Source organism: Blautia sp. OM06-15AC (assembly GCF_003481425.1).
GTDB lineage: Bacteria > Bacillota > Clostridia > Lachnospirales > Lachnospiraceae > Fusicatenibacter > Fusicatenibacter saccharivorans.
Window position 1 is genome coordinate 127,876 of record NZ_QULD01000001.1, and the last position, 25,301, is coordinate 153,176.

Here is a 25,301-nt window from a genome sequence, read left to right on the forward strand (position 1 = left end):
TTTCTTACGCAGCGAAACAGCAAGTGTTTCACTGCTGAGCGAACCGTAACTTGGATTATAAAAGAAGGTTGCGAAACAGAACAAAAAGCTATATACTGAATAGGCTGGAGAAAATATTTTGACATGCCTGTTCCGTACACAATCCGTACAAAAAGGAAGAGGTGCGTCTATGAAAAGAGAAATGATCCTGCCGGTTCTTCTTTCCTTTGGCATCAGCCTGGCGCTGGGGCCGGTTCTGATCCCGTTTCTGCGAAAAGTCAAAGCGGGGCAGAAGGAGCGGGAAGAGGGTGTGCCGAGCCACCAGAAAAAAGCGGGAACCCCGACGATGGGCGGCGTGATGTTTCTGGCGGCGTTTACCGCAGTTTCCCTCCTTTTCCGGAAAGAGGGAGCGGAAGTGGTTCCGGTGCTGTTTCTGACGCTTGGTTTTGGCCTGATCGGCTTTCTCGATGACTATCTGAAAGTCGTGCTGCACCGCAGCGACGGGCTGTACCCGAAGCAGAAAATGGCACTGCAGGCAGTGATTACAGCAGTCTTTCTGTGGTATTTGGCGCGTTTTTCCGGAATTTCCCTCCGGATGCGCATTCCGTTCCTTCCAGGCAAAGAGCTGGACGCAGGGATTTTTACGATTCCGTTTCTCGCCTTTGTGATTCTTGGAACGGTCAACGGTGTCAACTTTACCGACGGCCTTGACGGACTGGCGGCGAGTGTGACGATTTTAAATGCTGTTTTCTTTTCCGTGGCATCGATCGGCCTCGGAAACGGTGTTTCCCCGTCCCCGCTTGCGGTTATCGGGAGTCTGCTGGGGTTTCTGGTATTCAATGTATTTCCTGCCCGCGTCTTTATGGGCGATACCGGAAGTCTGGCACTCGGCGGTTTCGTCTCGGGAATGGCGTGTTTCTTACGTCTCCCCTTATTTCTGCCGCTTGTGGGATTCATTTATATGATGGAGATTCTCTCTGTGATCCTGCAGGTGTCATTCTTCAAACTGACGAAGGGAAAACGGATCTTCAAGATGACGCCGATCCATCACCATTTCGAGCTGATGGGCTGGTCGGAGACACAGATTGTGACGGTGTTTGCTACAATCACAGCGATACTATGCCTGATCGCATTGATGGGGCTTTAAAATATGGAGGTAATCAAACATGATTTTCGCAGGAAAAAAAGTACTGGTTTTCGGAACCGGAAAGAGTGGAATTGCAGCGGAGGAGCTGCTGCACAAGAAAGGTGCTTCTGTCGTTCTTTACGATGGAAATGACAAACTCGAAAAAGAAGAAATCTTAAAAAAATTAGAGAGCCGTGACAGCGTGGAAGTTGTCTTAGGCGAGCTCCCGGAGGAGATGCTCGACAGCCTTGATCTTGTCGTTTTAAGCCCGGGCGTTCCGACGGATCTGCCGGTTGTCCTTAAAATGAAAGAAAAAGAGATCCCGGTCATCGGTGAAGTGGAGCTGGCGTATCAGGTAAGCCGCGGAAAAGTGCTTGCGATTACCGGTACTAACGGAAAGACCACCACAACATCGCTGCTCGGCGAGATCATGAAAGCATATCAGCCGGAAGTAAAAGTGGTCGGAAACATCGGAACCCCGTACACATCCGCGGCACTCGACACGACAGATGATACCGTAACGGTTGCCGAGATCAGCAGCTTCCAGCTGGAAACCATCAAAGAGTTCCATCCGGCGGCAAGTGCGATCACAAACATTACCGAGGATCATCTGAACCGCCATCACACGATGGAAGAGTATATCCGCGTGAAAGAGTGTATCACCGAAAATCAGACGATGGATGATCTCTGTGTGCTGAATTATGAGGACGAAATCCTGCGCCCGTTCGGCGAGAAACTGATGGCAGAGAAGAAAGTACAGGTGATGTACTTCTCGAGTCTGCGTGCGTTAAAGGACGGCATCTATTATCAGGACGGCGAAATCCGCATTGCAAAGAACGGCGAGACGGAGCTTCTGACCAGAACCGACGACTTAAAACTGCTCGGCCTACATAATTTTGAAAACGTCATGGTTGCTTCTGCGATGGCACTTCATGCAGGCGTGCCGATGGAAACTGTCCGCAAAGTCATTCAGGAGTTTGCAGGGGTAGAGCACCGCATCGAGTATGTCTGCGAGAAGGACGGCGTGGCATATTACAACGATTCCAAGGGAACGAATCCGGATGCGGCCATCAAAGGCATCCAGGCGATGAACCGCCCGACTCTGCTGATCGGCGGCGGCTACGACAAGCAGTCCACCTACGAAGAGTGGATTCAGGCATTCGATGGAAAGGTACGTTTCCTGGTTTTGATCGGAGATACGAAAGAGAAGATCGCAAAAGCGGCAAGAAACGTCGGATTCAACGACATTATCATGGCAGACAACTTAAAAGAAGCCGTACAGATCTGCCACGACAAGGCAAATGCAGGGGATGCGGTTCTTCTTTCCCCGGCCTGCGCAAGCTGGGATCAGTTTAAGAGCTATGAGCAGCGCGGTGAGCTGTTTAAGGAGTACGTAAGAGCACTGTAAAAACGTCATATCAGGAAACTATCCCGCATAAGCTGAAAAAGAGCGAACGGCGGGTGTGGCGCGGATGCGGAAGGAAAAAGAGAAAAAAATAGATGGGACGCTGCTGGTGACGGTATGGATTCTGCTTGGCCTTGGCCTTGTGATTCTGTACAGCGCCAGCGCGTATAACGGCCGGGTCAGATTCCATGACCCGGCTTATTATTTCAAGAAGCAGCTCTTTGCAAGTGCGCTCGGTGTGATCGGTATGTATGCGGTTGCAAAAATAGATTACCGGCGGCTGTTTGCACTGGCACCGTGGTTTTATGCGGCTTCCCTTGCGCTCTCGACGGCGGTGCTCTTTTTCGGAAGTGAGTACAACGGCTCGAAGCGGTGGTTAAAGCTTGGCCCCTTATCGTTCCAGCCCTCGGAATTTGCCAAGATGGCGGTGATTCTCTTCCTGCCCTGGGTGATGGAGCACACGAAAGGCCGGCCCGACAGTCTCTGGTTTATGACAAAGGCGGTGCTGTGCACCCTGCCGATTGCAGCGCTTGTCGGAAGCAATAACTTAAGTACGGCGATTATTTTGCTCGGAATCTGTGCATTTCTGATCTTTATTTCACATCCGGGCTACCTGCCGTTTCTCGGAATCGGAGGCACCGGCATCGGGTTTATTGCCGTTTTTCTGATGATGGAGAGCTACCGCCTCGAACGCCTTGCCATCTGGCGCAACCCGGAGGCGTACGAGAAGGGGTTCCAGACCATTCAGGGACTCTATGCGATCGGCAGCGGGAGAATCTTTGGCTGCGGGCTTGGAAAAGGCCTGCAGAAGCTTGGCTTTGTGCCGGAAGCGCAGAATGATATGATCTTTTCGATTATCTGTGAGGAGGGCGGACTGTTCGGCGCCTGCCTGGTGATCGCCGTGTTTGCGGTGCTGATCTGGCGCTTGATGGTTATTTCGATCCATGCGCGGGATCTTGGCGGAGCACTGATTGCGGGCGGAATTATGGGGCATATTGCGCTTCAGGTGATCCTGAACATCGCGGTTGTGACAAATACGATTCCGAATACCGGCATTACGCTGCCTTTTATCAGTTACGGCGGCACCTCCGTGCTGTTTCTGCTCGGCGAGATGGGGCTTGCCCTGTCGGTCTCGAGGGACACCGATTAAAAAGGCGGAAAAGCGCTGCAGAACGGGAACAAAACGGGAGTGTAATGCATACCGTAAAAAGAGAGGCCGGATGGGAGAGAACAGGTGGGAGTATATCAGATTCTCGGCGGAAGGCGGCTTTGCGGAACGGTAACAGTCCAGGGTTCCAAAAATGCCGTTCTTCCCATGATCGCGGCGGCGGTTCTGACAAAAGAGGAGGTCGTGCTGGAAGGCTGCCCGAAGATTTCCGATGTGGAGGATATGGCGGAGATTGTAAGAAGCCTTGGCGGAACAGTCTGGTGGGAGAGGAATGCGCTCCACCTGAACTGTGAAAAGATCGAAAAAAGCCGTGTGGAGGGAGCGCTTTCGAAGAGACTGCGCGCCTCTCTTTTGTTTCTGGGAAGTCTTCTTGCAAGGACAGGGGAGGCATACCTTGCAGGGGCCGGCGGCTGCCGGATCGGAAAGCGGCCGACGGACCTGCATCAGAGGGCAATGGAGCTTCTGGGAGCCGAGGTCTTCGAGGAGGACGGCACCATTCGGGCAAAGGCAGATCATCCGAAAGGAGCCGTGCTCTGCTTTCCGAAAAAGAGTGTCGGGGCGACGGAAAATGCGGTTCTTTTTGCTGTCGGAGCGGAAGGTGCAACAAGGCTGGAGCACTGTGCGCGGGAGCCGGAAGTGGTTCATCTCTGCCGGTTTCTTAAGGCTATGGGAGCGGAGATTACCGGCGAGGGGACGGAGCAGATTACCGTTTACGGAAGGCAGGGAAAGAGACTGCTGTCCGGCTGCCGGTATCGTGTTCCGGGTGACCGGATCGCGGCAGGGACGTATCTTCTGATGGGCGCGGCGACGCGGGGGCACCTGACGCTTTCCGGCGCGCCGCTGGACGAAATGGGGGCGGTTCTGTCCCTCTATCAGAAAATAGGTGGACAATATACAAGGAAGAGTGGTACACTGGTAGCAGACAGCAAAAACGTGCAGCATGCTGTTCCGTACGTGGAGACAGAGGAATATCCCGGTTTTCCGACGGATCTGCAGTCGCTGTATCTGGCGGCAGCGATGACGCTGGAAGGAAAGAGCTGTATCTGTGAAAATGTATTTGAGGACCGCCTCCGGACGGCAGAGGAGCTGCAGAAAATGGGCGGTACGCTGCAGATCTGCGGAAAATGGCTGACGGCCGAAAAAAGCCGTCTGCACGGTGCAGAAGTTGTTTCCCAGGATCTTCGGGGCGGCGCGGCACTCGTATCGGCGGCGCTTGCCGCAGAAGGATTTTCCACAATCCGGCAGACAGAACTGATTGAGCGGGGGTATGAACGGTTTCCAGAAACGCTCCGGGAACTCGGAGCCAAGATTATCGTAGAAAAAGAAATATGAGACAGAAAAAAAACAGAAAAAAGAAGAAAAACAGAAAAATACGGATTCTGACCGGGGTGGTGCTTGGCGTCGGCCTTGCAGGTGCCTTGTTTTTTAATGTGTTCAAAATCCGCAATATCCAGGTGGCGGGGAACACCCGGTATACAAAAGATGAAATCAAAGAGATGGTCGCGGACGACAAGTGGATGAAAAACACGGTGCTTCTTACGACGTTTCATTCGAAGGTTGATATGAGCGATATTCCTTTTATGAACTCCGTGGAGTTTACGTTTGTAAGCTATGACACCATCTGCATCCAGGTAAATGAGAAAAAAGTGGTCGGTTATGTCGAGTACGAAGGCCAGAAGGTCTATTTTGACAAGAACGGCATCGTGCTGGAGTGCGTGGACGAGGAGCAGGAAACACCTGCGGAGGGTGAGCCTTCCGACGGAACCGCCTCCGATGGAACGAGTGCGGATGGATCTCTTACGAGTGAGTCGCTTGCATCCGAAAGCGTATCATCCGATGGCACAGCATCCGAAAGCAGTACGTCCGACGGTGCGCTCTCGGCGGATACGATTAAAAGTGCACGTGTGACAACGACAGACTTTCAGCCGACCCTTTCCGATGTTCCGCTTGTAACAGGACTTACGTTTGACTATGTGACCGTGAACAAGCAGCTCCCGGTTGAAAAACCGGCAGTTTTCCGCACCATGCTCGCACTTACGAGAATGACGGAGAAATACAATATCACGCCGGACAGTGTGGAATTTAATGAGAACAGCGAAATTATTCTGCATTACTATGATACCGTGCGGATTCTGCTTGGAACCGATACGGCGTTAGAAGAAAAGATGACGCGCGTAGCAGCAATCCTGCCGAGCCTTTCCGGTCTTTCCGGAGAACTCCATATGGAGGATTACAAGGACGGCGACAGCAGCTTTGTCTTCTCGAAAGATGTATAAGAGGAAAGGAAAGCCGTCAAAAAAACGCAATAATCCTGAATTTTTTATGAAATACGAAAAAAACAGTTGATTATTTTCCGAAGAAATTATATTATATCTTTATGTATGACCATCAGAATATCAGACTATTTTGAGATAGACAGCAGTTCATAATCAAAAGGAGGAAGTTGAAATTGTTAGAGATCATGACAAATGAGGCAGAATCATCTGCAAAGATTATCGTAATCGGTGTAGGTGGTGCAGGAAATAATGCTGTAAATAGAATGGTGGAGGAATCCATCGGCGGCGTTGAATTCGTTGGAATCAACACCGATAAACAGGCGCTGACCCTCTGTAAGGCACCTACCATTCTCCAGATCGGCGAGAAGCTGACCAAGGGACTGGGCGCAGGAGCAAAACCTGAGGTTGGAGAGAAAGCAGCCGAGGAGAGCATCGAAGAGCTCAAACAGATCATGGAAGGCGCTGATATGGTATTCGTCACCTGCGGTATGGGCGGCGGAACCGGAACAGGTGCAGCACCGGTTGTAGCAGGCGTTGCAAAAGAAATGGGCATTCTGACTGTCGGCGTTGTAACAAAACCGTTCAAATTCGAGGCAAGAACCCGTATGAGCAATGCGCTGATGGGAATCGAAAAACTCGAGGAAAACGTAGATACCCTGATCGTGATCCCGAACGACAAACTTCTTGAAATCGTAGACCGCCGGACAACCATGCCGGAGGCATTAAAGAAAGCAGACGAGGTTCTGCAGCAGGCCGTACAGGGCATCACAGACCTGATCAACCTGCCGGCACTCATCAACCTCGACTTCGCAGATGTTCAGACCGTTATGACCGACAAGGGTATCGCCCACATCGGTATCGGCGAGGCAAAGGGCGACGACAAAGCGCTCGAGGCTGTACAGCAGGCTGTTTCCAGTCCGCTGCTTGAGACCACCATCGAGGGTGCAAGCCACGTTATCATCAACATTTCCGGAGATATCTCCCTTATGGATGCAAACGATGCTGCAAGTTACGTACAGAATCTGGCTGGAGAGGATGCAAACATCATCTTCGGTGCTATGTATGATGATTCTGTTACCGATACAGCGAAGATCACCGTTATCGCAACAGGTCTCAACGATGCAACGGCGAAACAGGCAAGCGTATCCCGCAAAGAGCCGGCAGATGCAAGAAAGAGCGCATTTTCCAGCAGCAGCTTCTCTGCACAGGCAGCCGCTCCGGTACACACTGCTCCGAAAGCTTCCGCTCCGGTACAGCCGCAGCCACAGGTTCAGGTGCAGCCGCAGGTACAGGCTCAGCAGACCATGACAAGCAATGTTCCGAAAAAGGACATCCAGATCCCGGATTTCTTAAGAAACCGCAGATAAGCAAAGAATAATAAGCAAATAACGAATTTACCTCGACACGCCGCAGACCGAAAATGTTGCGGCGTGTCGAAGTTTGTTGATCAAAAAAGAAGGTCATTCTTCCGAAAACGACAAAAAATTCACCCCCTTCCGTCTATAATAGGGTCTGTTAGAAATTCAGACCATGCAAAAGGCGCAGGGGGTGTTTTTTTGCACTATGAGATCTTTCTGGATCTTCTCTTTGCAGAGAATCTTCTGCTGAATTATACTATTCTGCGCCTTTCCTCCTTTCTTCTGAAACGATCTGCCACGCGAAGAAGGAGTTTTGCGGCAGCCGCGCTCGGCGCCGGTTATGCGGTGCTGTATGCCGTGTTTGCACGGTATCTGCCGGGTGCGCTGCTCGCCCTGGTCGGAATCGGAATTACAACAGGGATGGTGAAATCTGGCTGCAGAATCACGACAGTACGGGATCTTGTGGTGGGAATGGCAGGCTATATACTGTCCGGTTTTCTGATCGGCAGTGCATACCGCCTGTTCCGGGAGCTGATGCCGGGAAGGGGAATTTTTCTTTTTCTTCTTTCCGGGAGTGCCGCATATGCGGGAACACTCCTCCTGCTGAAGATCCGAAAGGAGATGCTCCTGGAACACGCCAGGCAGGTTACGGTACAGCTTGTGCAGAATGGGAAATGGAAAAAAGTAAAAGGACTGTACGACACGGGCAATACTTTGCGGGATGCCACAACCAAAAAGCCGGTCTCGGTCGTACCGTACACTGTGATACTCGAATTGTTCCCGGACGAAATGCGGACAGGGATTGCGGCGCTTGCAAGGCACGAGACGGTGCCGGAGCCGGAACGGCTTCTTGCGCTGCAGCCCCGTTACATACCGTTTCGCGGACTGGAAGGCCGGGGCTTTCTGCCGGTGATCCGGATCTCGGAAATGATTCTTGTGACAGAACATACAGCCAGGCACATAAGCGGACCGCTGATTGCGCTTGGCGGAGAAAATAGTTCATCTCCCAGGGGCTATGAAATAATTTTGCATCCAGATCTCATGGAAGGACAGGAGGAATGAAGTATGCTGCAGGCTGCACTGCCAAACGGATTCCGGCTTCGTATGCTGCCGCGGTCCGTGCCGGCTGTATTTCGTCAGACAGGGGAAATTTTTTATATCGGGGGCACAGATGTTCTCCCGGCGCCTTTGGAAGGACAGGAGGAGGCCGATGCGATTGCGGGGCTTTCCGATCCGGAAAACGAGACGGCAAGGAGCGAGCTGATCGAACACAACTTGCGTCTCGTCGTCTACATTGCACAGAAATTTGATAATACAGGAGTTGGTGTGGAGGATCTGATTTCGATTGGAACCATCGGCCTCATCAAGGCAATTAACACGTTCAATCCGGAAAAAAAGATCAAGCTTGCCACGTACGCGTCCCGGTGCATTGAGAACGAGATTCTGATGTATCTGCGGAGAAATAACAAGACACGGATGGAGGTCTCGATCGATGAGCCGCTCAATGTAGACTGGGATGGAAATGAGCTTCTTTTGTCGGATATCCTCGGAACGGAGGAGGATGTGATCTATCAGGGGCTCGAGCAGGAGGCGGAACATCGCGTGCTGGGAAGCGCAATCAGCAAGCTCTCTGAGCGGGAGCAGGTGATCGTGAAACTCCGGTTTGGCATCAATATGCCAGAGGGGCGGGAGAAAACGCAGAAAGAAGTCGCGGATCTTCTCGGGATTTCCCAGTCGTATATCTCGCGGCTGGAAAAACGGATTATGAAGCGGCTGCGGAAAGAGATTGCGCGGTATGAATAGAGCATAAAAATGCCCTGCCCGGAGGAAAAACCATTGTTTTGGTCCCGGGCAGGACATGATTTGCTGCTTGTTTTAAGAAATGATCGTTTTATCGTGTTTCAAAACGGCATACGCTGCAGGCGTGCGGAGCAAGAGAAGCAGAAAAACCGCCGTTTAAAGAAAGTGCTTTACCGCTCCAGAGTTCTTTCGCCGCAACAGACTCCAGTGGGCAGTCTGCATCGGCAAGTGTGGAAGAAACCGTCTGCGGTGCATCCGAAAGATTAAAAAGTGCAACGTAGGTTGTTCCGGTTGTGTCATCCTTTGCATACCACACAGCTTCATTGTCTGTACGCGTGATCTGATGCGGACGAACGGACGGAGGCAGCATCGCGAGAATATCCGTGTTCGTAAGAAGTGCCAGTGTATCGTCATCGAGAAGCGTCATTTCGGCACCGAGCATCAGTGGAGAGCCGAAGAGACACCAGAGTGTCATCATCGTTTTCTGCTCATCCGGGGTAAAATACGTATGATGTTCTGTAGCAAAACCTTTTCCGAGTTCGCCAAGCGGCAGCATATCACAGTCCGGATAACAGCCGGCAGAGACGTGGCTCTGCCAGAGCTCGCAACGCTGGAACATATCCTTTAACTGTGCCCAGTTGTCCCAGAAATCATCGGTGATGCGCCAGAGATTCGCGTGCTTTTCATAGAACCATGCTTTCTCTATGAGCGCAGGTCCCGGAGACAGAGAGAGGACGATCGGCCGTCCGCATTTTTGGATGGCATTCGAGAGCATCTCGATCTCATGCGCAGCTGCAAACGGATTTTTGTGCATGTTGGTATTACAGATATCATCGCATTTAATGTAATCAACACCCCAGGAAGCGTAGAGCTCCAGCAGGGAATCATAGTAAAGCTGTCCTTCCGGAAGATCGCGTACACCGTACATATCCGGATTCCAGCCGCAGATGACCGTAGGATCGGCAACGTGTTCAGCACCAAGAGAACTGTTCTTGATCTTTCCGTGATGATGTGCAGCGATTCGCGGAATACCGCGCATGATGTGAATTCCGAATTTCAGCCCCAGACTGTGTACATAGTCGGCAAGTGGTTTAAAGCCGGAACCGTCTGCAGAAGATGGAAAACGTTCGGGATCCGGCAGCAGACGGGAGTATTCGTCCATTTCCAGTTCAGAGAATGGAATATACTGATACCGGTCGCGCATGGAACCGGCCTTTTTTGCATACCACTGGATATCCACTACAATATACTCCCAGCCATATGCTTTTAAGTGCTTTGCCATATAGTTGGCATTTGCCTTTACCGCAGCCTCGTCCACGGTTGTATCATAGTAATCGTAGCTGTTCCAGCCCATCGGTGGGGTTGGTGCACATGTATTTTTGTTTGTCAGATGCATAAGAAAAAACTCCTTTCTAAAGCAATGCTTGTTTTTTTCTGATAAGAAAAGTATAATAAAGGACATAGTGCAAAACAAGAAGACAAACCGGATAAAAGAGGTAATTTTTTGATGGAAGATCTGATCGGAGTATATGGAATCCTGGATCTGGATCACTGGCCGAACGCTCCGTTTTTGCTGCTGGACGGCGGGGTGGAAAAGAGATGGAAGGAACCGTATGCATTTCATAATACAGACCGCGGAACATATTCCGGATGGCTGATGCAGTATACGCTTTCGGGAACAGGATGGTTTGAAAAAAACGGAAAAACGTATGAAATGCGTCCCGGGAGAGGATTTTTGTGTCAGATTCCGGAGAATAGCAGATATTATCTGCATCCGGAATCCGAAGAACCATGGATTTTTCTGTATTTTCATTTTCGTGGAAGTGCAGTGTCCTATGCGGCAGAACGACTGTTTGAAAAAACAGGAGATGTTTTTTATGCGGATGCAGATAGCGAGCCAATTCGGACTGCACTGCAGATGCATCGAAAACTGAAAAACGGTTACCGGTCGGAACCGTATGAATGCGGTGTGTTTTTGTATCAGTTTTTTTGTTCTCTTCTGCGGGAGGTACAGCGTCCGGAGCGGAAGCAGACACATTTTTTTGTTCGGGAAGCGATACGGCAGATGGATACCGACTGCGCATCTGTGCAGGGGATTGAACAGCTGGCAGAACAGAGCCGGGTTTCCTTTGCCCATTTTACGAGATGCTTCCGGGAGGAAACAGGCGTTTCTCCCATGCAGTATCTTCAGGAAGCGAGAATTCGCAAAGCGATGACGCTGCTCTTGAATACCGGAAAGAGTGTGGAAGAGATTGCAGCAGAAACCGGATTTTCCAGTGGAAACTATTTTGGAAAAGTATTCCGTCACCATATGGGAATCTCGCCGTCGGCATACCGGAAAGAACGGCAGAACGGTGCTGTCTGAAGTCTTGGTTTTGTACGAAGATGTACTTGCGGAGAAATTCCGGGAGTATGGAAGAAAAAAGGGAGGAACAAAAAGAAATGGAACGAGAAACATTCCAATCGCGCCTTGGCTTTCTTCTGCTTTCGGCAGGATGTGCCATCGGCATCGGAAATGTATGGAAATTTCCGTATATGGTAGGAAACAACGGAGGCGGCATTTTCGTGCTGTTTTACCTGCTGTTCCTTGCCATCATGGGAGTTCCGATTCTGTCGATGGAGCTTGCCATCGGAAGAGGAAGCAAAAAGAGTACCGTGCGCGCGTATGGGGAACTGGAAAAGAAAGGGCAGAAGTGGCATATCCACGGATACGTTGCCCTCATCGGAAACTATCTGCTGATGATGTTCTACACCGTCGTTGCAGGCTGGATGCTGTACTATTTCTACAGCTTTTTAATCGGAAAATTCAGCGGCCTGACAGGCGACGCCGTAACCGGAAAATTCAACGAGATGCTTTCATCTCCGTCGATTCTTGTCATTACCATGCTGATTATTACAATTGCAGGCTTTCTGATCTGTTCGGTGGGTCTGCAGAACGGCGTGGAGCGTGTTACAAAGGTGATGATGATCGTGTTGATGGTCATCATGATTTTCCTTGCGGTTTACAGCTTTACGATGCCGGGTGCCAAAGAGGGACTGAAATTCTATCTGGTGCCGGATATGCAGCAGATCGAACAGGTGGGACTGTTCCACATTATCACAAACGCGATGAGCCAGGCATTTTTTACGCTGAGCCTTGGTATCGGCGCGATGCTGATTTTCGGCAGCTACTTAAACGGCGGAAAATCCCTGCTCGGCGAGGCAGTCAGCATTGCAGCGCTCGATACGTTTGTAGCGATTACCGCAGGCCTCATCATTTTCCCGGCGTGCTTCTCCTACAACGTACAGCCGGACAGCGGCCCGAAGCTGATCTTTATGACGCTGCCGCACATTTTCACCTCGATGAAGGGCGGACGGATTTTCGGAAGCTTCTTCTTCCTGTTCCTGTTCTTTGCGGCGCTGTCTACCATCATCGCTGTATTTGAGAATATCATGTGCTGTTTTTCTGAGATTTTCGGCGTTTCCAGAAAACAGTCAGCCATCATCAACTGCATTCTGGTGATCTTAGGATCCCTGCCGTGTGCACTCGGCTACAATGTGTGGTCCGGATTCCAGCCGCTCGGCGCAGGAAGCACCGTTCTTGATCTTGAGGACTTTATCGTCAGCAACCTTCTGCTGCCGGTCGGCTCTCTGATTTACCTTCTGTTCTGTACTTCAAAATGGGGCTGGGGCTTCAAAAACTACCAGGCAGAGGCAAATAAGGGCGGGGGCCTGAAAGTGCCGGACTGGGTACGGGTTTATCTTTCTTATATTCTGCCGTTGCTGCTTCTGGTATTAATTGTCCAGGGACTGATCGGATAAGACAGGAACAAAAAGGTCAATATCAGACGAAAAAAAGATAAGAAAAGAACTGGAAAAAAAGCCAGGAATACGAGATAATAAAAGACAAGAGACCAGAACAGGTGCCGGGACCCGGAAGTATCAGGTGTCCCGGCACTTGTCGGATCAGAAAGGATACAGGAGAAAGGGGAACAAAATGGGAAAATTTACACCACTGGATTTCAACAAATATGCAGCACTGGCCCGTCAGGCAGCGGCAGAAGGCTGTGTACTTCTGAAAAACGAAAATGAGGCACTCCCGCTTCGAAAAGGAGACAAAGTGGCTGTTTTCGGAAGAATTGCATTCCACTATTATAAGAGCGGACTTGGCTCCGGCGGTCTTGTCAATACGAAATACGTTGTCGGTATTCTGGATGCCTTAAAAGAAGAAAAAGACATTACACTCGACGAGAATCTTCTTGGAACATACGAAAAATGGATCGAGAAAAATCCGTACGACGAAGGACAGGGCTGGGGCAAGGTGCCGTGGTCCCAAAAAGAGATGGAGCTGACCGACGAGATCGTGGAGAGTGCAAAAGGCGCCGATGCAGCCATCGTTGTTGTAGGCCGTACCGCAGGTGAGGATCAGGACAACAAAAATGAGGCAGGCAGCTATCTCTTAACCGATACTGAAAAAGAGATGGTAGAAAAAGTCAGCAAAGCATTTGCAAGAACAATCGTTGTGCTGAACGTCGGAAACATTATCGACATGAAATGGGTGAAAGAGTGCAATCCGGCAGCTGTTCTCTATGTATGGCAGGGTGGTCAGGAAGGCGGAAACGGTGTTGCCGATGTACTGATGGGAAGAGTCAATCCGTGCGGTAAGCTGACCGACACGATTGCAGAGAATATCGAGGACTATCCGTCCCAAAGCTGCTTCGGCGATCTGACCCGCAATGAGTACAAAGAGGATATCTACGTCGGATACCGCTACTTTGAGACCTTTGCAAAAGAGAAAGTATTGTATCCGTTCGGTTTTGGTCTTTCCTATACGACATTTGCCGTGACCGCAGAGGCAGAAGAGAAAGATGTTGACAATGTAACCGTGACGGCAACCGTTGAAAATACCGGCAAAACGGATGGTAAAGAGGTTGTTCAGGTTTATGTAAAAGCTCCGCAGGGTGTTCTTGGAAAACCATCCCGCGCACTCGTCGGTTTTGCAAAGACCGGTGTTCTTGCACCAGGCGCAAAAGAGACGCTGACGATCGATGTGACCAAAGAGAGCTTTGCATCCTACGATGACAGCGGTGCAACCGGCCACAAATCCTGCTACGTACTCGAAGAGGGCAGTTATGAGTTCTACGTCGGAAGCGATGTCAGAAGCGCAGCCTTTGCCGGTGCATACGAGCAGCCGTTCAAAGTGGTTGAGATCCTGACCGAGGCTATGGCTCCGGTAGAAGCATTTGAGCGCATGAAAGCTGTTCCGGGCGAAGACGGAACGTTAAAACCGGGATATGAGGCAGCTCCTCTGCGCACCGTAGATCCGATCGAGCGCATGAAAGAAAACCGCATGGAGCCGATCACCTATACCGGTGACAAAGGCTACAAGCTCGGTGATGTCCTGGATAAGAAAGTAACGATGGAAGAGTTCGTGGCACAGCTTTCCGATGAAGATCTGATCTGCATCTTCCGCGGCGAGGGCATGTGCAGCCCGAAGGTTACTCCGGGAACCGCAGCAGCATTCGGCGGCCTGACACCGGAACTGCAGGAATTCGGTATTCCGGCAGCCTGCTGTACCGACGGCCCGTCCGGACTCCGCTTTGACTGCGGAACGAGAGCCTTCTCCATGCCGAACGGAACCCTGCTTGGCTGTACGTTTGACCTTCCGCTGGTAGAAGATCTGTACGAGATGGCAGGACGCGAGATGAGACAGAACCGTGTCGATGCCTTGCTCGGACCTGGTATGAATATTCACAGAAACCCGCTGAACGGCCGTAACTTTGAGTATATCTCCGAGGATCCGTACCTGACCGGATGGATCAGTGCCGTACAGATTCTTGGTATGGAAAAATCCGATGTAACCGGAACCATCAAACATTTCTGTGCAAATAACCAGGAGTCCAACCGACATCATGTGGACGCCGTTGTTTCCGAGCGTGCCCTGCGTGAAATCTATCTGAAGGGATATGAAATCGCAGTCAAAGAAGGCGGCGCAAGATCCATCATGAGCACTTACGGACCGGTCAACGGCATCTGGACTGCAGGAAATTACGATCTTCTGACCACGATTCTGCGCGGCGAGTGGAACTACGACGGCTTCGTTATGACTGACTGGTGGGCAATGTCAAACCGTGAGGGATATGAAGCAACCAAAACAACCCATGCACCGATGGTATCTGCCGGAAACGATGTCTTCATGGTATGCACCGACTGCTCCGATATGGGACAGGACGATGTGAAAGAGGCACTGGAAAACGGCGAGATCACAAGAGGCGACCTGCAGAGAAATGCGATGAATGTCCTGCATTTCATCCTTGGAACTCCAAGCATCTTACGGTTCCTGGACCGCATCAGCGAGGAAGAGAAAGAAGCACAGGAGCAGATGGGCGACAACGATTTCGTTGCAGCAGATCTTGTAACATACGAGGCAGATCCGGCAACGGGAGATGTTGTGATTGACGCATCCGCATGGAACACGAAAAAAGGAAACAGTGAAGTATGCGGTGTTACGATTCTGGCTGACAAGATGGGAACGTACGATATCGAAATCGAGATGAAATCCGATCTGGAAGACCTCGCACAGCTGCCGGTAACCGTGTACATCGACAATATCGTAAAAACTATGGTCAGCATCCGCGGAACAAAAGGTGAGTGGATCAAAGAGACGAGAGACCTTGGCTTCTTCTTCGGCCCGAACCACTACCTGAAGCTGTACTTCGGCGCAAATGGTCTGGAGCTTGGAAAGATCCGCCTGAAGTTAAGAGAAGGCATGGAAGTACTGAGCAAACACGAGGAATAAATAAAAAAAGAAATACAGAGAAAAACCGGAACCCGGGAGCCGCTGTTTGAAAGCGGTGCCGGGTTCCGGTTTTTCGTATGAAAGAAGATTTTTATGGAAGAAGCTGTTTTTTAGTGAAGCTCGTCCTCATCCACATCAATCACATTGTCATCGTGCAGGATTTTCTGCTGGTTGATCTCTGTCTGGATGACGTTTTTGATCCGGCGTTTTGCGCGGCCCATGTAGTAGGTGGTGACAAGATCGGAAATGCCGCTGTAGACAAGGCAGATACCGATGAAAATGTTTGTGGTTGCAACGGCATCAAACGGATTGGTACAGATGATGATGCCGAGAACGCTGGTTAAAAGAGCCAGCAGGAACTCAAGCCACCATTTTTCCAGCCCTGTTTTTTTGAGGTTGAACGCCTTCTGAATGCTGAGCAGTCCGTTTGCCAGAAGGATGATACCGATGACAACCGGGATGAATGCGATTACAAGGTCACTTTCAAAGATAACGAAGCAGCCGAACAGAATCAGTACCAGGGCAACGAACAGATCGTAGCGGAAGAAAAACGGCTCGCCGCGGCTTGCAATGTAGCGGATCAACGCAACAACGCCGCCAAACAGGAGCAGTGCTCCAGCGATATAACAGATCAGCAAACTCGTTTTTACGGGGTAGACGATCAGCACGATACCTAGTATAATAGAGACAGCGGCTGAAAGCAGGAAACTGTTTTTCACATCCTGAAAAAATTGTTTCATAAGGATTCTCCTTTCCACTTGAATGTGGTTTTTCGTTTGCTTTTATAGTAGCTTTTCAAAGCAGAAAAAGCAATGGACAAATTGAAAAAAAATGTACGAAGAAATGGAATCGTGAAACGGAAGAAAGAGAGGGTAAAAAAGATGCAGGACGAACAGAAAAAGTTCCAGGAGAAGCTCTCCGAATTGCTGTCCTACGCCAGAGACCATGAAAATAAAGTAACGATGAAAGAAGTCAGAGACTTTTTTGAAGACTTTGCACTGGATGAGCAGAAAGTCACTTTTGTCTGCGAATATCTGACGATGGAGCAGGTCGATGTGGCAGATTATGAGCCGGGCGTCGTGCCGGAGGAGACCGAAAAAGAAAAGAAAAAACCGGAGTTTTCCGAGGAGGAGCTGCGTGCCTTACAGCAGTATCTTGACGAACTGCCGGAGACAGAAACACCGTCGGAGGAAGAAACGGCAGAGCTTTACCGGAAAGCGGCAGAGGGCGATTCCCTTGCAAAGAGCATGCTCGTGCAGCTCTGGCTTCCGAAAGTTATTGAGACCGCAAAAGAAATGCACACCCGCGATTTCTTCCTGATGGATCTGGTGCAGGAGGGAAATGTCGGACTTTTAGTAGCGCTGGAGTCCGTTGTAAAAGCTGAGACGGCGGAGCAGGCGATTGATGCGGCTGTGCGTGAGACGATCAGCGATTTCATGGAAGAACACAGAGTTCAGAAACACAAGGACAATACTGTAGTCAATAAAGTAAACCGCTTAAAAGACGCCATCGAGGAACTCTCCGACGGCGATGACATGGATTTCAGTGTGGCAGAGCTTTCCGCGTATCTTGACATGTCCGTGGAAGAGATTGAGGATATTCTGCGGATTGCAGGCGAAGAGCCGTAACAAAAGGCTGGTATTTGCACAGAAACTGTGTGAATTGGCAATAAAACAAAAGCAAAGGAGAAAAATACAATGGTACATCATATTGTTATGTGGAAATTCAAACCGGAAGTAGAGGATGCAAAGAAACCGGAGCTGAAAAAAGCGATGGCAGAGAACCTGAAAAGCCTGGTCGGCAAAGTGCCGGGACTGTTGACGGTTGACTTTGTAGAAGCACCGCTTGCATCTTCCACCCATGATATGGCACTTGTCACAACCCTGGAAAAAGCAGAGGATGTAGCTGTATATGCAAAACATCCAGAGCACGTAAAAGTAGCAGACACCTATGTACGTCCGTACACAACGGAGCGTGCGGCACTCGATTACGAAGAGTAAAAACAAGCACGGACTTTAGCTCGTTGCCCGTGTAAATAAAAAAGTATCCCGCTTCCCCAAAAGGAACGGGATACTTTTTTTGTGCCGAGAAGATCAATTCCTGATCTGGTGAATACGTTTCATTTAAGTGTTTTTCTGTTCTTCCTTCTGCAGTTCGTCAATTGTAAGCAGCAGCTCATCGATGGAAACCTCTTCGTCCTTCGGATCTTCCGTAAATTCTCTGACCAGTTCTTCGTACGTTCTTCTTCTGTGTTCCAGCGCTTTCCGCGACCGCTCCCGCCGGATGCGGCGGACATACCGCAGGCGGAGGACAAAGAGCAGAATCAGAACGAGAAGGACAAACGGCATCGCCAGAAAAACAGGATCTGCCTTCCGGATACGGGCAAAAAGGGATGCACCGGCCGAGGCAAGATGGCGGAACCAGGAAGCGGCATGCACAGTGCCTTTCCAGAACGCTGCGAAATGGGAAGCCACAGATGAGAAGGAAACCGTGGATGATGCCGGTGCTTTGGAAATGGCCGGTTCCGGTGTCTGGGTTATGGCCGGTGTTTCGGTCGGCGTCGCAGTGGCAGTCGGCGTCGGTGTCGCCGTCGGAACCGGTTCAAACGTTACGGCAAGGGTATGATCCTTCTGGATATCGGAAAATGTATAGCTGTCCGGATATTCTGTCACCGGCAGATACAAGCCGTCCACCGAGAGCTTCGCGAGCCGGAAGCCTTCGTCTGCCGTGTAGGAAACGGTTTTTTCCTCTCCGCGGGAAACTTCCCCGCCCTCGGACACCGAGCCATGCTCCGCCACGGAAGTGGAAACCGTGAACAGATACGGCACCCGGGTGCGGTAGAACTGCACGTACCGTCCACCATCTGCCTTTGTTACGTTTACAATCGCAATAAATTCCCCAGGATTTGTCTCACAGAGGCCCTCTGGTTCATTGATGGTGATATCGTCGGAAAAGCCAAAATCAACCGTGTCGTCCGCAAGCAGTGTTTTCTGCGAGAGCGAGTATGTCTGGATAAAATTTCCGATTCCGAGATGCATCGTCAGCGGAAAAAGAAAAAAGAGATCGCCGGAAACACAGAGATCCTGAAAGTTTTCCATGTAAAAATCGAAGGGATACGTGCCCCAGTCATCCATCACCTGAAGTGAGGCATCGAGGAGTTTAAAGCCGTAGCCGCCGTCCGCATCGGTCTGGATCAGATAGCCGCCGGTGGAGGGAAGATAATCAATACCGAGAATATTGTAGCTTGTCGAGAGCTGGATCCGCTCTTTCTGCTCGAGAGTATCCGGGTCGAGGCGGAAGATACATCCGTAATTGGAAGCATCCGGGCTGCTGTAGCCGCTCACGAGGATTTCATGTGTGACGGGATTGTATGCCATACCGTTTGCGTGAGCAAAGTCTGCGTCCCTTACCTGATGCGCGAGGGAATACTGCGTAACGGGATTTCCGTCTGCGTCTGTATCATTTTTATAGTAGGCAGAGACTACGTCCGGCTCTGTCGTCAGATCATTAAAATTTTCGATGCAGATGATATAATCTTCCGTCGCACAGACGGACTGCACCGCGCCGTTGCTGCCGAGAATCGGATATTCCCCGACCAGTTCCCAGGAGGCACCGGTAAACGGCATACTGGAGGCAAAACCAGCCTGACAGAGTATGGGATGAGCGAGGAAGAGAAAAATACCCAGAAAAAGGGCAAGAAAAAACCGGCCGGATTTCTTGCCAGTGGGAGATTTTATCGAAAAATTTGTAAATGCAAGCCGCATATGATGTGTAGGTCCTTTCTTACAGAAAAAAGGTGAACTTTTTCTGTCATCCTATCTTACCACGGAACCGGCGGAAAGTAAATGAAGGAGGGATGGAGATTTTCTTACATATCGTTTAAGAAAATGTAATAATTTTGTAGTGTTTGCCGATGCAAAGTAGTTGTAAACATTTTGCCGTCTTGGTAAAATAAACATAACAGAATTCAGAAAATTGTGAAGAAAAAGGAAAGGCAGAGAACCGATGATTAGAATCAAAGATATTGCAGACCGCGCAGGAGTCAGCCCGACGACGGTTTCGAATGTAATACACGGAAAGACAGGGCGCGTCTCAAAGGCGACGGTCGAGAAAATCAACCGGATTTTAAAGGAGATGGAGTACGTGCCGAGTATCAGCGCGCGCATGCTGGCGAACAACAGCTCCGGTCTTATTGGTGTGGCGCTTGGTTTCATGAAGAAAGGAAATGCATCGTCCTTTGAGGATCCCTTTGTGTCGGCAATGCTTGGAAACCTGGAATATCAGATCCGGGAACACGGCTATTATATGATGCTGGTTGCGCGCCATGAGCAGGACGATCTTATGCAGCAGGCGCTCGGCTGGAATTTTGATGGCATGATTGCAATGGCTCTGAAGGAAAAGGAGATTGCAGAACTCTCGGAACGTCTCGGAAAACCGCTGGTAACCATTGATCAGTATCTCCCGCCGGAACTTGGAGTCCGCTCCATTACGATGGATGACTGCGGCGGTGCGTACCAGATGAGTCAGTACCTGATTGGAAAGGGACATAAAAAATTTCTCTTTTTATCCGACTGCGATCTCGGTGTTGACCACTATCGGTGGCTCGGTGTGCGTCAGGCAATGGAGGAGGCGGGAATTGAGGACTTTGAAAGTCGCCATATTGTGATCCCGTGGAATCCAGAGCAGAGGGAGAAGGCATATGAGGAGATGCTTCCGTTCTTCAAAAAACAGACCGCGCTCTTTTTTTCATCGGATTACTATGCACTTGAAGCATCCAACTTTCTGCAGAACAGGGGAATAAAGGTTCCGGAGGAAATTTCAATTGCGGGTTTTGATGATGTTACTTATGCGACACTTGCGCGGCCGAAGCTGACTACCGTGCATCAGATGGTGGATGGAAAAGCACGCCGTGCCGTAGAGGTCCTGATGCACCTGATCCAGGATGAGCCGGTACAAAAAGATATTCCGCCATTGCCGACAACGCTGGTGGAGAGGGAGTCGGTAAGAGATCTGATGAAGTAAATAGTTACCAAATTTGCAGAAAAACTCTTGTAGAAACTGCTGGTTTTGCGCAAAACTATTGAAAAATCACCGTGAGGTATGGTAAACTGTGCTTGCAAACGACAGAATCAAAGAACCAGACACGTTCTGGGGATGAAATAAAGGAGGTAAAAAAAATGGACAAAAAATGGTGGAAAGAAGCCGTAGTGTATCAGATTTATCCGCGCAGCTTCATGGATAGCAACGGAGACGGTATCGGCGATTTAAATGGTATCACATCCCGTCTGGATTATCTGAAGGATCTTGGCGTGGATGTTATCTGGCTGTCTCCGGTGTACCAGTCACCAAACGATGACAATGGATATGATATCAGCGATTACCAGGCAATCATGCAGGAATTCGGAACAATGGAGGATTTTGACCGCATGCTTTCGGAGATGCATAAAAGAGGCATCAAGCTGGTCATGGACCTTGTTGTCAATCATACCTCAGACGAACACAAATGGTTCGTGGAGAGCCGCAAATCGAAAGAAAACCCGTACCGCGACTATTACATCTGGCGTGATGCAAAAGAGGGAAAAGAGCCAAACAACTGGGGAAGCTGCTTCTCCGGCTCCGCATGGAAATACGATCCGCAGACCGAGATGTATTACCTGCATCTGTTTTCCACGAAGCAGCCTGACCTGAACTGGGAAAACCCGACCGTAAGAAAAGAAGTTTTCGATATGATGAACTGGTGGTGCGAGAAAGGCATCGACGGCTTCCGTATGGATGTCATCAGCATGATCTCCAAACCGGAAGGACTGCCGGATGGAAAGATTCCGGAAGGCGGACTCTACGGTGACTCCGGCTGCGTAAACGGACCGCATGTTCATGAGTATCTGCAGGAGATGAACAAGGAAGTCCTTTCCAAATATGATCTGATGACGGTCGGTGAGTGTGCCGGTGTCACGATCGAGGAGGCAGAAAAATATGCATCCGCAGACGGCAAAGAGCTCAGCATGGTATTCCAGTTCGAGCTGGTTGAGCTGGCAAGCGGAAAATACGGCAAATGGACGGACAAACGCGTACCGCTCAAAGATTTCAAACGCGTCATGACAGCATGGCAGACGGAGCTTGAGGGCAAGGCATGGAACAGCCTCTTCCTTGGAAACCACGACCAGCCGCGCTGCCTGTCCCGTTTCGGCGATGATTCACCGGAATATCGCGTAGTCAGTGCCAAAATGCTTGCAACCTGCCTTCATATGATGCAGGGTACCCCGTACGTATACCAGGGCGATGAGCTCGGCATGAAGAACGTTCCGTTCCACGATCTGTCCGAATTCCGCGATATTGAGAGCATCAACGCGTTTCACGAGCTGACCGGAGCCGGAAAAGTAGCGCCGGACGATATGATGCGCTACCTGAACCTGCGCGGAAGAGACAATGCAAGAACTCCGATGCAGTGGGATGATACCGCTTCGGCAGGATTTACCACAGGAACCCCGTGGATCAAAGTCGGACCGGATTACGAGACCGTCAATGCAAAAAATGAGATGGCGGATCCGGATTCTGTATACAATTATTACAAGAAACTGATTCATCTCCGGAAAGAGAAGGATATCATGGTTTACGGAACGTACGAGCTGCTCGATCCGGAAGACGAGGCACTGTATGTATATACCAGAACCTTAGGCGATCAGAAACTCCTCGTGATGTGCAATTTTACAAAAGAGGAGCAGGAGTACACGGTTCCGGAAACCTTTGCAGGAGCAGAGGTACTGATCAGCAACTATCCGCAGGACGGCGCGGCAGCAGGGACACGAAAACTGCGTGCGTATGAGGCAGTTGTTCTGGAAACCAAATAAAAAATGCAGAGGAACCTGTGGCAGAACGGATTTTTGCCACAGGTTCCCGTTCTCAAAATACGGCAAAAACCGGTAAGAGTAAGAAAGGGGAAAATAAAACATGAAATCATATCTGAAAATGGAGACACATCCGCTTGCAGATCCGAAGAATGTAGTAAAGGGCGATAAATATCGTATCACGGTGCTGACGGAGCATCTTCTTCGGCTGGAATACAGTGAGGACGGTGAATTTATCGATGCGGCATCCCAGACGGTTGTAAACCGTGATTTTCCAGCAGTGGAATTTTCCGTCAAAGACACAGGCGATGAGCTGGAGCTGCGTACAAAGTATCTGCAGCTGAATTACAACAAAAAGGCATTCTCTGCAAACGGACTTTCCTGCAAAACAACGGCAGTCGGCATCAGTTCTGTACCGGCATGGCATTACGGAGATCCGACACAGGATCTTGGAGGAACGGCCCGTACGCTTGATCAGGTCAACGGAGCATGCGAACTGGAACCTGGTATCATGTCCTGGTTTGGTTCCGCTGTTCTGGATGATTCGAAGTCGCTTCTGATGACAGAGGACGGTTGGGTGACCCCGAGAAAGAAAGGAGTGCAGGATCTGTACTTCTTCGGCTATGGCTGGAATTTCCGTTTGGCATTAAAGGATTTCTACCACCTTTGTGGCAAGACACCGATGCTTCCGAGGTTTGCGCTTGGAAACTGGTGGAGCCGTTACTGGCGTTACAGTGAAACATCCTATATGAAACTGATGGAAGACTTTGACAAAGAGAACGTTCCCTTCTCGGTTGCTGTTATCGATATGGACTGGCACCGTGTAGACGATGTGGATCCGAAATACGGCAGCGGCTGGACCGGCTATAGCTGGAATAAAAAACTCTTCCCGGATCCGGAGCGTTTTCTTGGAAAACTCCATGCACGTGGCATGAAGACAACACTGAACGTCCATCCTGCAGACGGAATTCGTGCGTATGAGGACTGCTATCCGGAAGTAGCAGAAGCTATGGGAGTGGATGCAAAAAAAGAAGAGCCGGTCAATTTTGACATTGCGGATCCGAAATTTGTTGATGTATATTTCGACAAAGTCCATCATCCGATGGAAAAAGAGGGCGTCGATTTCTGGTGGATTGACTGGCAGCAGGGACAAAGTACCAAGATCGAGGGTCTTGATCCGCTGTGGATGTTGAATCACTATCATTTCCTTGATAGTGGAAGAGACGGAAAACGTCCGATGACCTTCTCCCGCTACGCAGGACCCGGCTCCCACCGCTATCCGGTCGGATTTTCCGGAGACACTCACATCACCTGGGAATCACTGGATTTCCAGCCATACTTTACCAGCACAGCCTCCAACATCGGCTATGGATGGTGGAGTCATGATATCGGCGGCCATATGCTTGGCTACCGTGACGATGAGCTTGAAGCAAGATGGTATCAGTACGGAGTATTTTCTCCGATCAATCGTCTGCACAGCTCTAACAGTGCCTTCAGTGGAAAAGAGCCTTGGAACTTCAGTATGGAAGTGCGCAGCACGATGGATGATTTCCTCCGTCTGCGTCATAAACTGGTGCCGTATCTGTATACGATGAACTACCGTGCATGGAAAGAGGACACACCGATCGTTGTTCCGATGTATTATGATTACCCGGAGACGGTTTTCTGGGGCAAAAATCAGGCACCGAATCAGTACTTCTTCGGAAGCGAGCTGATGGTAACACCGGTGACAACGAAATGCATTCCGGAGCTGAAGCGTGCAAAAACAAAGGTGTGGCTGCCGGAAGGTACGTGGTTTGATTTCTTCAACGGAATGATTTACGAGGGTGGCAGAAGTATGGATCTGTACCGTACGCTCGAGGAGATCCCGGTTCTTGCGAAAGCAGGTGCGATTATCCCGATGACAGAGAAGATCAGTGCGCTGGATGTAGAATCCAACCCGGATGAGCTGACGGTACGCGTTTACGCGGGCGCGGACAATACATTTGCCCTGTACGAGGATGACAATACTACCATGGCATATGAGAAGGATGACTGTGCAAAAACATCGATGACGCTCGACTGGGGTGCGCGGAAATTTACGATTGCACCGGTTGAGGGCAATCAGAGGCTTGTTCCGGAAAGCAGAATGTACTGCGTAGAATTCGGCGGAAGTACGGCAAAAGAAGCGAAGGTCTTTGTAAACGGCGTGGAAGCGGATGCAGAAGTCAAAGAGAAAGACGGACTTCTTACGATCGCGGTAACAGATGTAAAACCGCAGGATACCGTGACAATCTGTCTGCCGGAAGATACGGAGATTGCAAAGAACGATGTCATGACACGTGCGATGGATCTGTTGCTGCACGCCGAAATCAGCTACATCACCAAAGAGCAGATCGCAAATCTTCTTCACAAAGCAGACGGAAAGGTAGCAATTCTGGCTGCAGAGCTGCAGAGCATGGAACTTTCAAATGATCTGCGCGGTGCGCTGCTGGAGATCATTACGGCATAAATTGCTGCAGAAAAACACGATTTGATTTACAGAAAAAGAATTCTGTGATACGATACATACAAAGAAAAGGAAGAG

Annotated in this window: 19 protein-coding genes; 16 read left to right on the plus strand and 3 right to left on the minus strand. The window is 50.1% G+C overall.

Annotated elements, in window-relative coordinates; translation table 11 throughout:
- The first annotated feature begins 169 nt into the window (after positions 1 to 169).
- The 8 genes from mraY (at position 170) to sigE (ending at position 9,115) form a co-directional block, all read left to right on the plus strand.
- A complete protein-coding gene (gene mraY, locus DXB83_RS00645; RefSeq protein ID WP_055226954.1) occupies positions 170 to 1,126 on the plus strand; it encodes a phospho-N-acetylmuramoyl-pentapeptide-transferase in 957 nt (318 codons plus the stop codon).
- A gap of 19 nt (positions 1,127 to 1,145) precedes the next feature.
- A complete protein-coding gene (gene murD / locus DXB83_RS00650) occupies positions 1,146 to 2,513 on the plus strand; it encodes a UDP-N-acetylmuramoyl-L-alanine--D-glutamate ligase (RefSeq protein ID WP_055226952.1) in 1,368 nt (455 codons plus the stop codon).
- A gap of 64 nt (positions 2,514 to 2,577) precedes the next feature.
- Positions 2,578 to 3,660: an FtsW/RodA/SpoVE family cell cycle protein gene (locus DXB83_RS00655; protein ID WP_118660199.1), complete on the plus strand. Its 1,083-nt coding sequence runs from the start codon at positions 2,578 to 2,580 to the stop codon at positions 3,658 to 3,660.
- An 84-nt stretch (positions 3,661 to 3,744) separates the two neighbouring features.
- Positions 3,745 to 5,010: a UDP-N-acetylglucosamine 1-carboxyvinyltransferase gene (gene murA / locus DXB83_RS00660; RefSeq protein WP_117804198.1), complete on the plus strand. Its 1,266-nt coding sequence runs from the start codon at positions 3,745 to 3,747 to the stop codon at positions 5,008 to 5,010.
- The gene (locus DXB83_RS00665; protein ID WP_117760483.1) at positions 5,007 to 5,954 is read left to right on the plus strand and encodes a cell division protein FtsQ/DivIB; all 948 of its coding nucleotides are present in this window, start codon (positions 5,007 to 5,009) and stop codon (positions 5,952 to 5,954) included. The genes murA and DXB83_RS00665 overlap by 4 nt, the downstream gene beginning before the upstream one ends.
- 185 nt (positions 5,955 to 6,139) lie before the next feature.
- Positions 6,140 to 7,321: a cell division protein FtsZ gene (gene ftsZ, locus DXB83_RS00670; protein WP_055219889.1), complete on the plus strand. Its 1,182-nt coding sequence runs from the start codon at positions 6,140 to 6,142 to the stop codon at positions 7,319 to 7,321.
- Positions 7,322 to 7,510: 189 nt separating this feature from the next.
- Positions 7,511 to 8,374 (plus strand): sigma-E processing peptidase SpoIIGA, encoded by an 864-nt coding sequence (locus DXB83_RS00675; RefSeq protein WP_158554986.1) that lies wholly within the window; start codon positions 7,511 to 7,513, stop codon positions 8,372 to 8,374.
- 42 nt (positions 8,375 to 8,416) lie between these two features.
- Positions 8,417 to 9,115, plus strand: coding sequence for an RNA polymerase sporulation sigma factor SigE (gene sigE / locus DXB83_RS00680; protein WP_330377007.1), 699 nt, complete (start codon positions 8,417 to 8,419; stop codon positions 9,113 to 9,115).
- Between the two features lie 88 nt (positions 9,116 to 9,203).
- On the opposite strand, the gene DXB83_RS00685 is transcribed toward sigE, so the two are convergent.
- Positions 9,204 to 10,508, minus strand: coding sequence for a glycoside hydrolase family 27 protein (locus tag DXB83_RS00685; RefSeq protein WP_118660201.1), 1,305 nt, complete (start codon positions 10,506 to 10,508; stop codon positions 9,204 to 9,206).
- A 111-nt stretch (positions 10,509 to 10,619) separates the two neighbouring features.
- On the opposite strand from DXB83_RS00685, the gene DXB83_RS00690 reads away from it, so the two are divergent.
- The 3 genes from DXB83_RS00690 to DXB83_RS00700 all read left to right on the plus strand — a co-directional run bounded on the left by DXB83_RS00690 (position 10,620) and on the right by DXB83_RS00700 (position 15,890).
- Positions 10,620 to 11,477 carry an AraC family transcriptional regulator gene (locus DXB83_RS00690; protein ID WP_117509636.1) on the plus strand — a complete coding sequence of 286 codons (858 nt, stop codon included), beginning with the start codon at positions 10,620 to 10,622 and terminating at the stop codon, positions 11,475 to 11,477.
- 77 nt (positions 11,478 to 11,554) lie between these two features.
- Positions 11,555 to 12,913, plus strand: a complete 1,359-nt coding sequence (locus DXB83_RS00695) for a sodium-dependent transporter (RefSeq protein WP_055226948.1) — start codon at positions 11,555 to 11,557, stop codon at positions 12,911 to 12,913.
- Between the two features lie 175 nt (positions 12,914 to 13,088).
- Positions 13,089 to 15,890 (plus strand): glycoside hydrolase family 3 protein, encoded by a 2,802-nt coding sequence (locus tag DXB83_RS00700; RefSeq protein WP_118697178.1) that lies wholly within the window; start codon positions 13,089 to 13,091, stop codon positions 15,888 to 15,890.
- A 110-nt stretch (positions 15,891 to 16,000) separates the two neighbouring features.
- Here DXB83_RS00700 and DXB83_RS00705 read toward each other — a convergent pair whose 3' ends face one another.
- The gene (locus DXB83_RS00705; protein ID WP_022462612.1) at positions 16,001 to 16,630 is read right to left on the minus strand and encodes an HdeD family acid-resistance protein; all 630 of its coding nucleotides are present in this window, start codon (positions 16,628 to 16,630) and stop codon (positions 16,001 to 16,003) included.
- A 72-nt stretch (positions 16,631 to 16,702) separates the two neighbouring features.
- Between DXB83_RS00705 and DXB83_RS00710 the strand changes: the two genes are divergently transcribed.
- Positions 16,703 to 17,518, plus strand: coding sequence for an RNA polymerase sigma factor region1.1 domain-containing protein (locus DXB83_RS00710; protein ID WP_118660203.1), 816 nt, complete (start codon positions 16,703 to 16,705; stop codon positions 17,516 to 17,518).
- Between the two features lie 69 nt (positions 17,519 to 17,587).
- Positions 17,588 to 17,890 carry a Dabb family protein gene (locus tag DXB83_RS00715; protein WP_022462610.1) on the plus strand — a complete coding sequence of 101 codons (303 nt, stop codon included), beginning with the start codon at positions 17,588 to 17,590 and terminating at the stop codon, positions 17,888 to 17,890.
- A gap of 123 nt (positions 17,891 to 18,013) precedes the next feature.
- Here DXB83_RS00715 and DXB83_RS00720 read toward each other — a convergent pair whose 3' ends face one another.
- Positions 18,014 to 19,516 carry a hypothetical protein gene (locus tag DXB83_RS00720; RefSeq protein WP_147398494.1) on the minus strand — a complete coding sequence of 501 codons (1,503 nt, stop codon included), beginning with the start codon at positions 19,514 to 19,516 and terminating at the stop codon, positions 18,014 to 18,016.
- Positions 19,517 to 19,895: 379 nt separating this feature from the next.
- Here DXB83_RS00720 and DXB83_RS00725 point away from each other — a divergent pair, with 379 nt between their 5' ends.
- From DXB83_RS00725 to DXB83_RS00735, 3 genes are all read left to right on the plus strand, one after another.
- Positions 19,896 to 20,912, plus strand: coding sequence for a LacI family DNA-binding transcriptional regulator (locus tag DXB83_RS00725; RefSeq protein WP_118660207.1), 1,017 nt, complete (start codon positions 19,896 to 19,898; stop codon positions 20,910 to 20,912).
- 155 nt (positions 20,913 to 21,067) lie between these two features.
- Positions 21,068 to 22,738, plus strand: a complete 1,671-nt coding sequence (locus DXB83_RS00730; RefSeq protein WP_118660209.1) for a glycoside hydrolase family 13 protein — start codon at positions 21,068 to 21,070, stop codon at positions 22,736 to 22,738.
- Between the two features lie 100 nt (positions 22,739 to 22,838).
- Positions 22,839 to 25,226, plus strand: coding sequence for a glycoside hydrolase family 31 protein (locus DXB83_RS00735; protein ID WP_118697179.1), 2,388 nt, complete (start codon positions 22,839 to 22,841; stop codon positions 25,224 to 25,226).
- The last annotated feature ends 75 nt before the right edge of the window (positions 25,227 to 25,301 follow it).

Bases quoted from the DNA above. Each gene is read 5' to 3' on its own strand.
- DXB83_RS00685 (WP_118660201.1), bottom strand. From the start codon at position 10,508: ATGCATCTGACAAACAAAAATACATGTGCACCAACCCCACCGATGGGC.
- mraY (WP_055226954.1), top strand. From the start codon at position 170: ATGAAAAGAGAAATGATCCTGCCGGTTCTTCTTTCCTTTGGCATCAGC.
- DXB83_RS00725 (WP_118660207.1), top strand. From the start codon at position 19,896: ATGATTAGAATCAAAGATATTGCAGACCGCGCAGGAGTCAGCCCGACG.
- DXB83_RS00700 (WP_118697178.1), top strand. From the start codon at position 13,089: ATGGGAAAATTTACACCACTGGATTTCAACAAATATGCAGCACTGGCC.
- DXB83_RS00735 (WP_118697179.1), top strand. From the start codon at position 22,839: ATGAAATCATATCTGAAAATGGAGACACATCCGCTTGCAGATCCGAAG.
- DXB83_RS00705 (WP_022462612.1), bottom strand. From the start codon at position 16,630: ATGAAACAATTTTTTCAGGATGTGAAAAACAGTTTCCTGCTTTCAGCC.
- DXB83_RS00655 (WP_118660199.1), top strand. From the start codon at position 2,578: ATGCGGAAGGAAAAAGAGAAAAAAATAGATGGGACGCTGCTGGTGACG.
- DXB83_RS00690 (WP_117509636.1), top strand. From the start codon at position 10,620: ATGGAAGATCTGATCGGAGTATATGGAATCCTGGATCTGGATCACTGG.
- DXB83_RS00665 (WP_117760483.1), top strand. From the start codon at position 5,007: ATGAGACAGAAAAAAAACAGAAAAAAGAAGAAAAACAGAAAAATACGG.
- DXB83_RS00720 (WP_147398494.1), bottom strand. From the start codon at position 19,516: ATGCCGTTTACCGGTGCCTCCTGGGAACTGGTCGGGGAATATCCGATT.
- DXB83_RS00715 (WP_022462610.1), top strand. From the start codon at position 17,588: ATGGTACATCATATTGTTATGTGGAAATTCAAACCGGAAGTAGAGGAT.
- DXB83_RS00710 (WP_118660203.1), top strand. From the start codon at position 16,703: ATGGACAAATTGAAAAAAAATGTACGAAGAAATGGAATCGTGAAACGG.
- DXB83_RS00730 (WP_118660209.1), top strand. From the start codon at position 21,068: ATGGACAAAAAATGGTGGAAAGAAGCCGTAGTGTATCAGATTTATCCG.
- ftsZ (WP_055219889.1), top strand. From the start codon at position 6,140: ATGACAAATGAGGCAGAATCATCTGCAAAGATTATCGTAATCGGTGTA.
- DXB83_RS00695 (WP_055226948.1), top strand. From the start codon at position 11,555: ATGGAACGAGAAACATTCCAATCGCGCCTTGGCTTTCTTCTGCTTTCG.
- sigE (WP_330377007.1), top strand. From the start codon at position 8,417: ATGCTGCCGCGGTCCGTGCCGGCTGTATTTCGTCAGACAGGGGAAATT.
- murD (WP_055226952.1), top strand. From the start codon at position 1,146: ATGATTTTCGCAGGAAAAAAAGTACTGGTTTTCGGAACCGGAAAGAGT.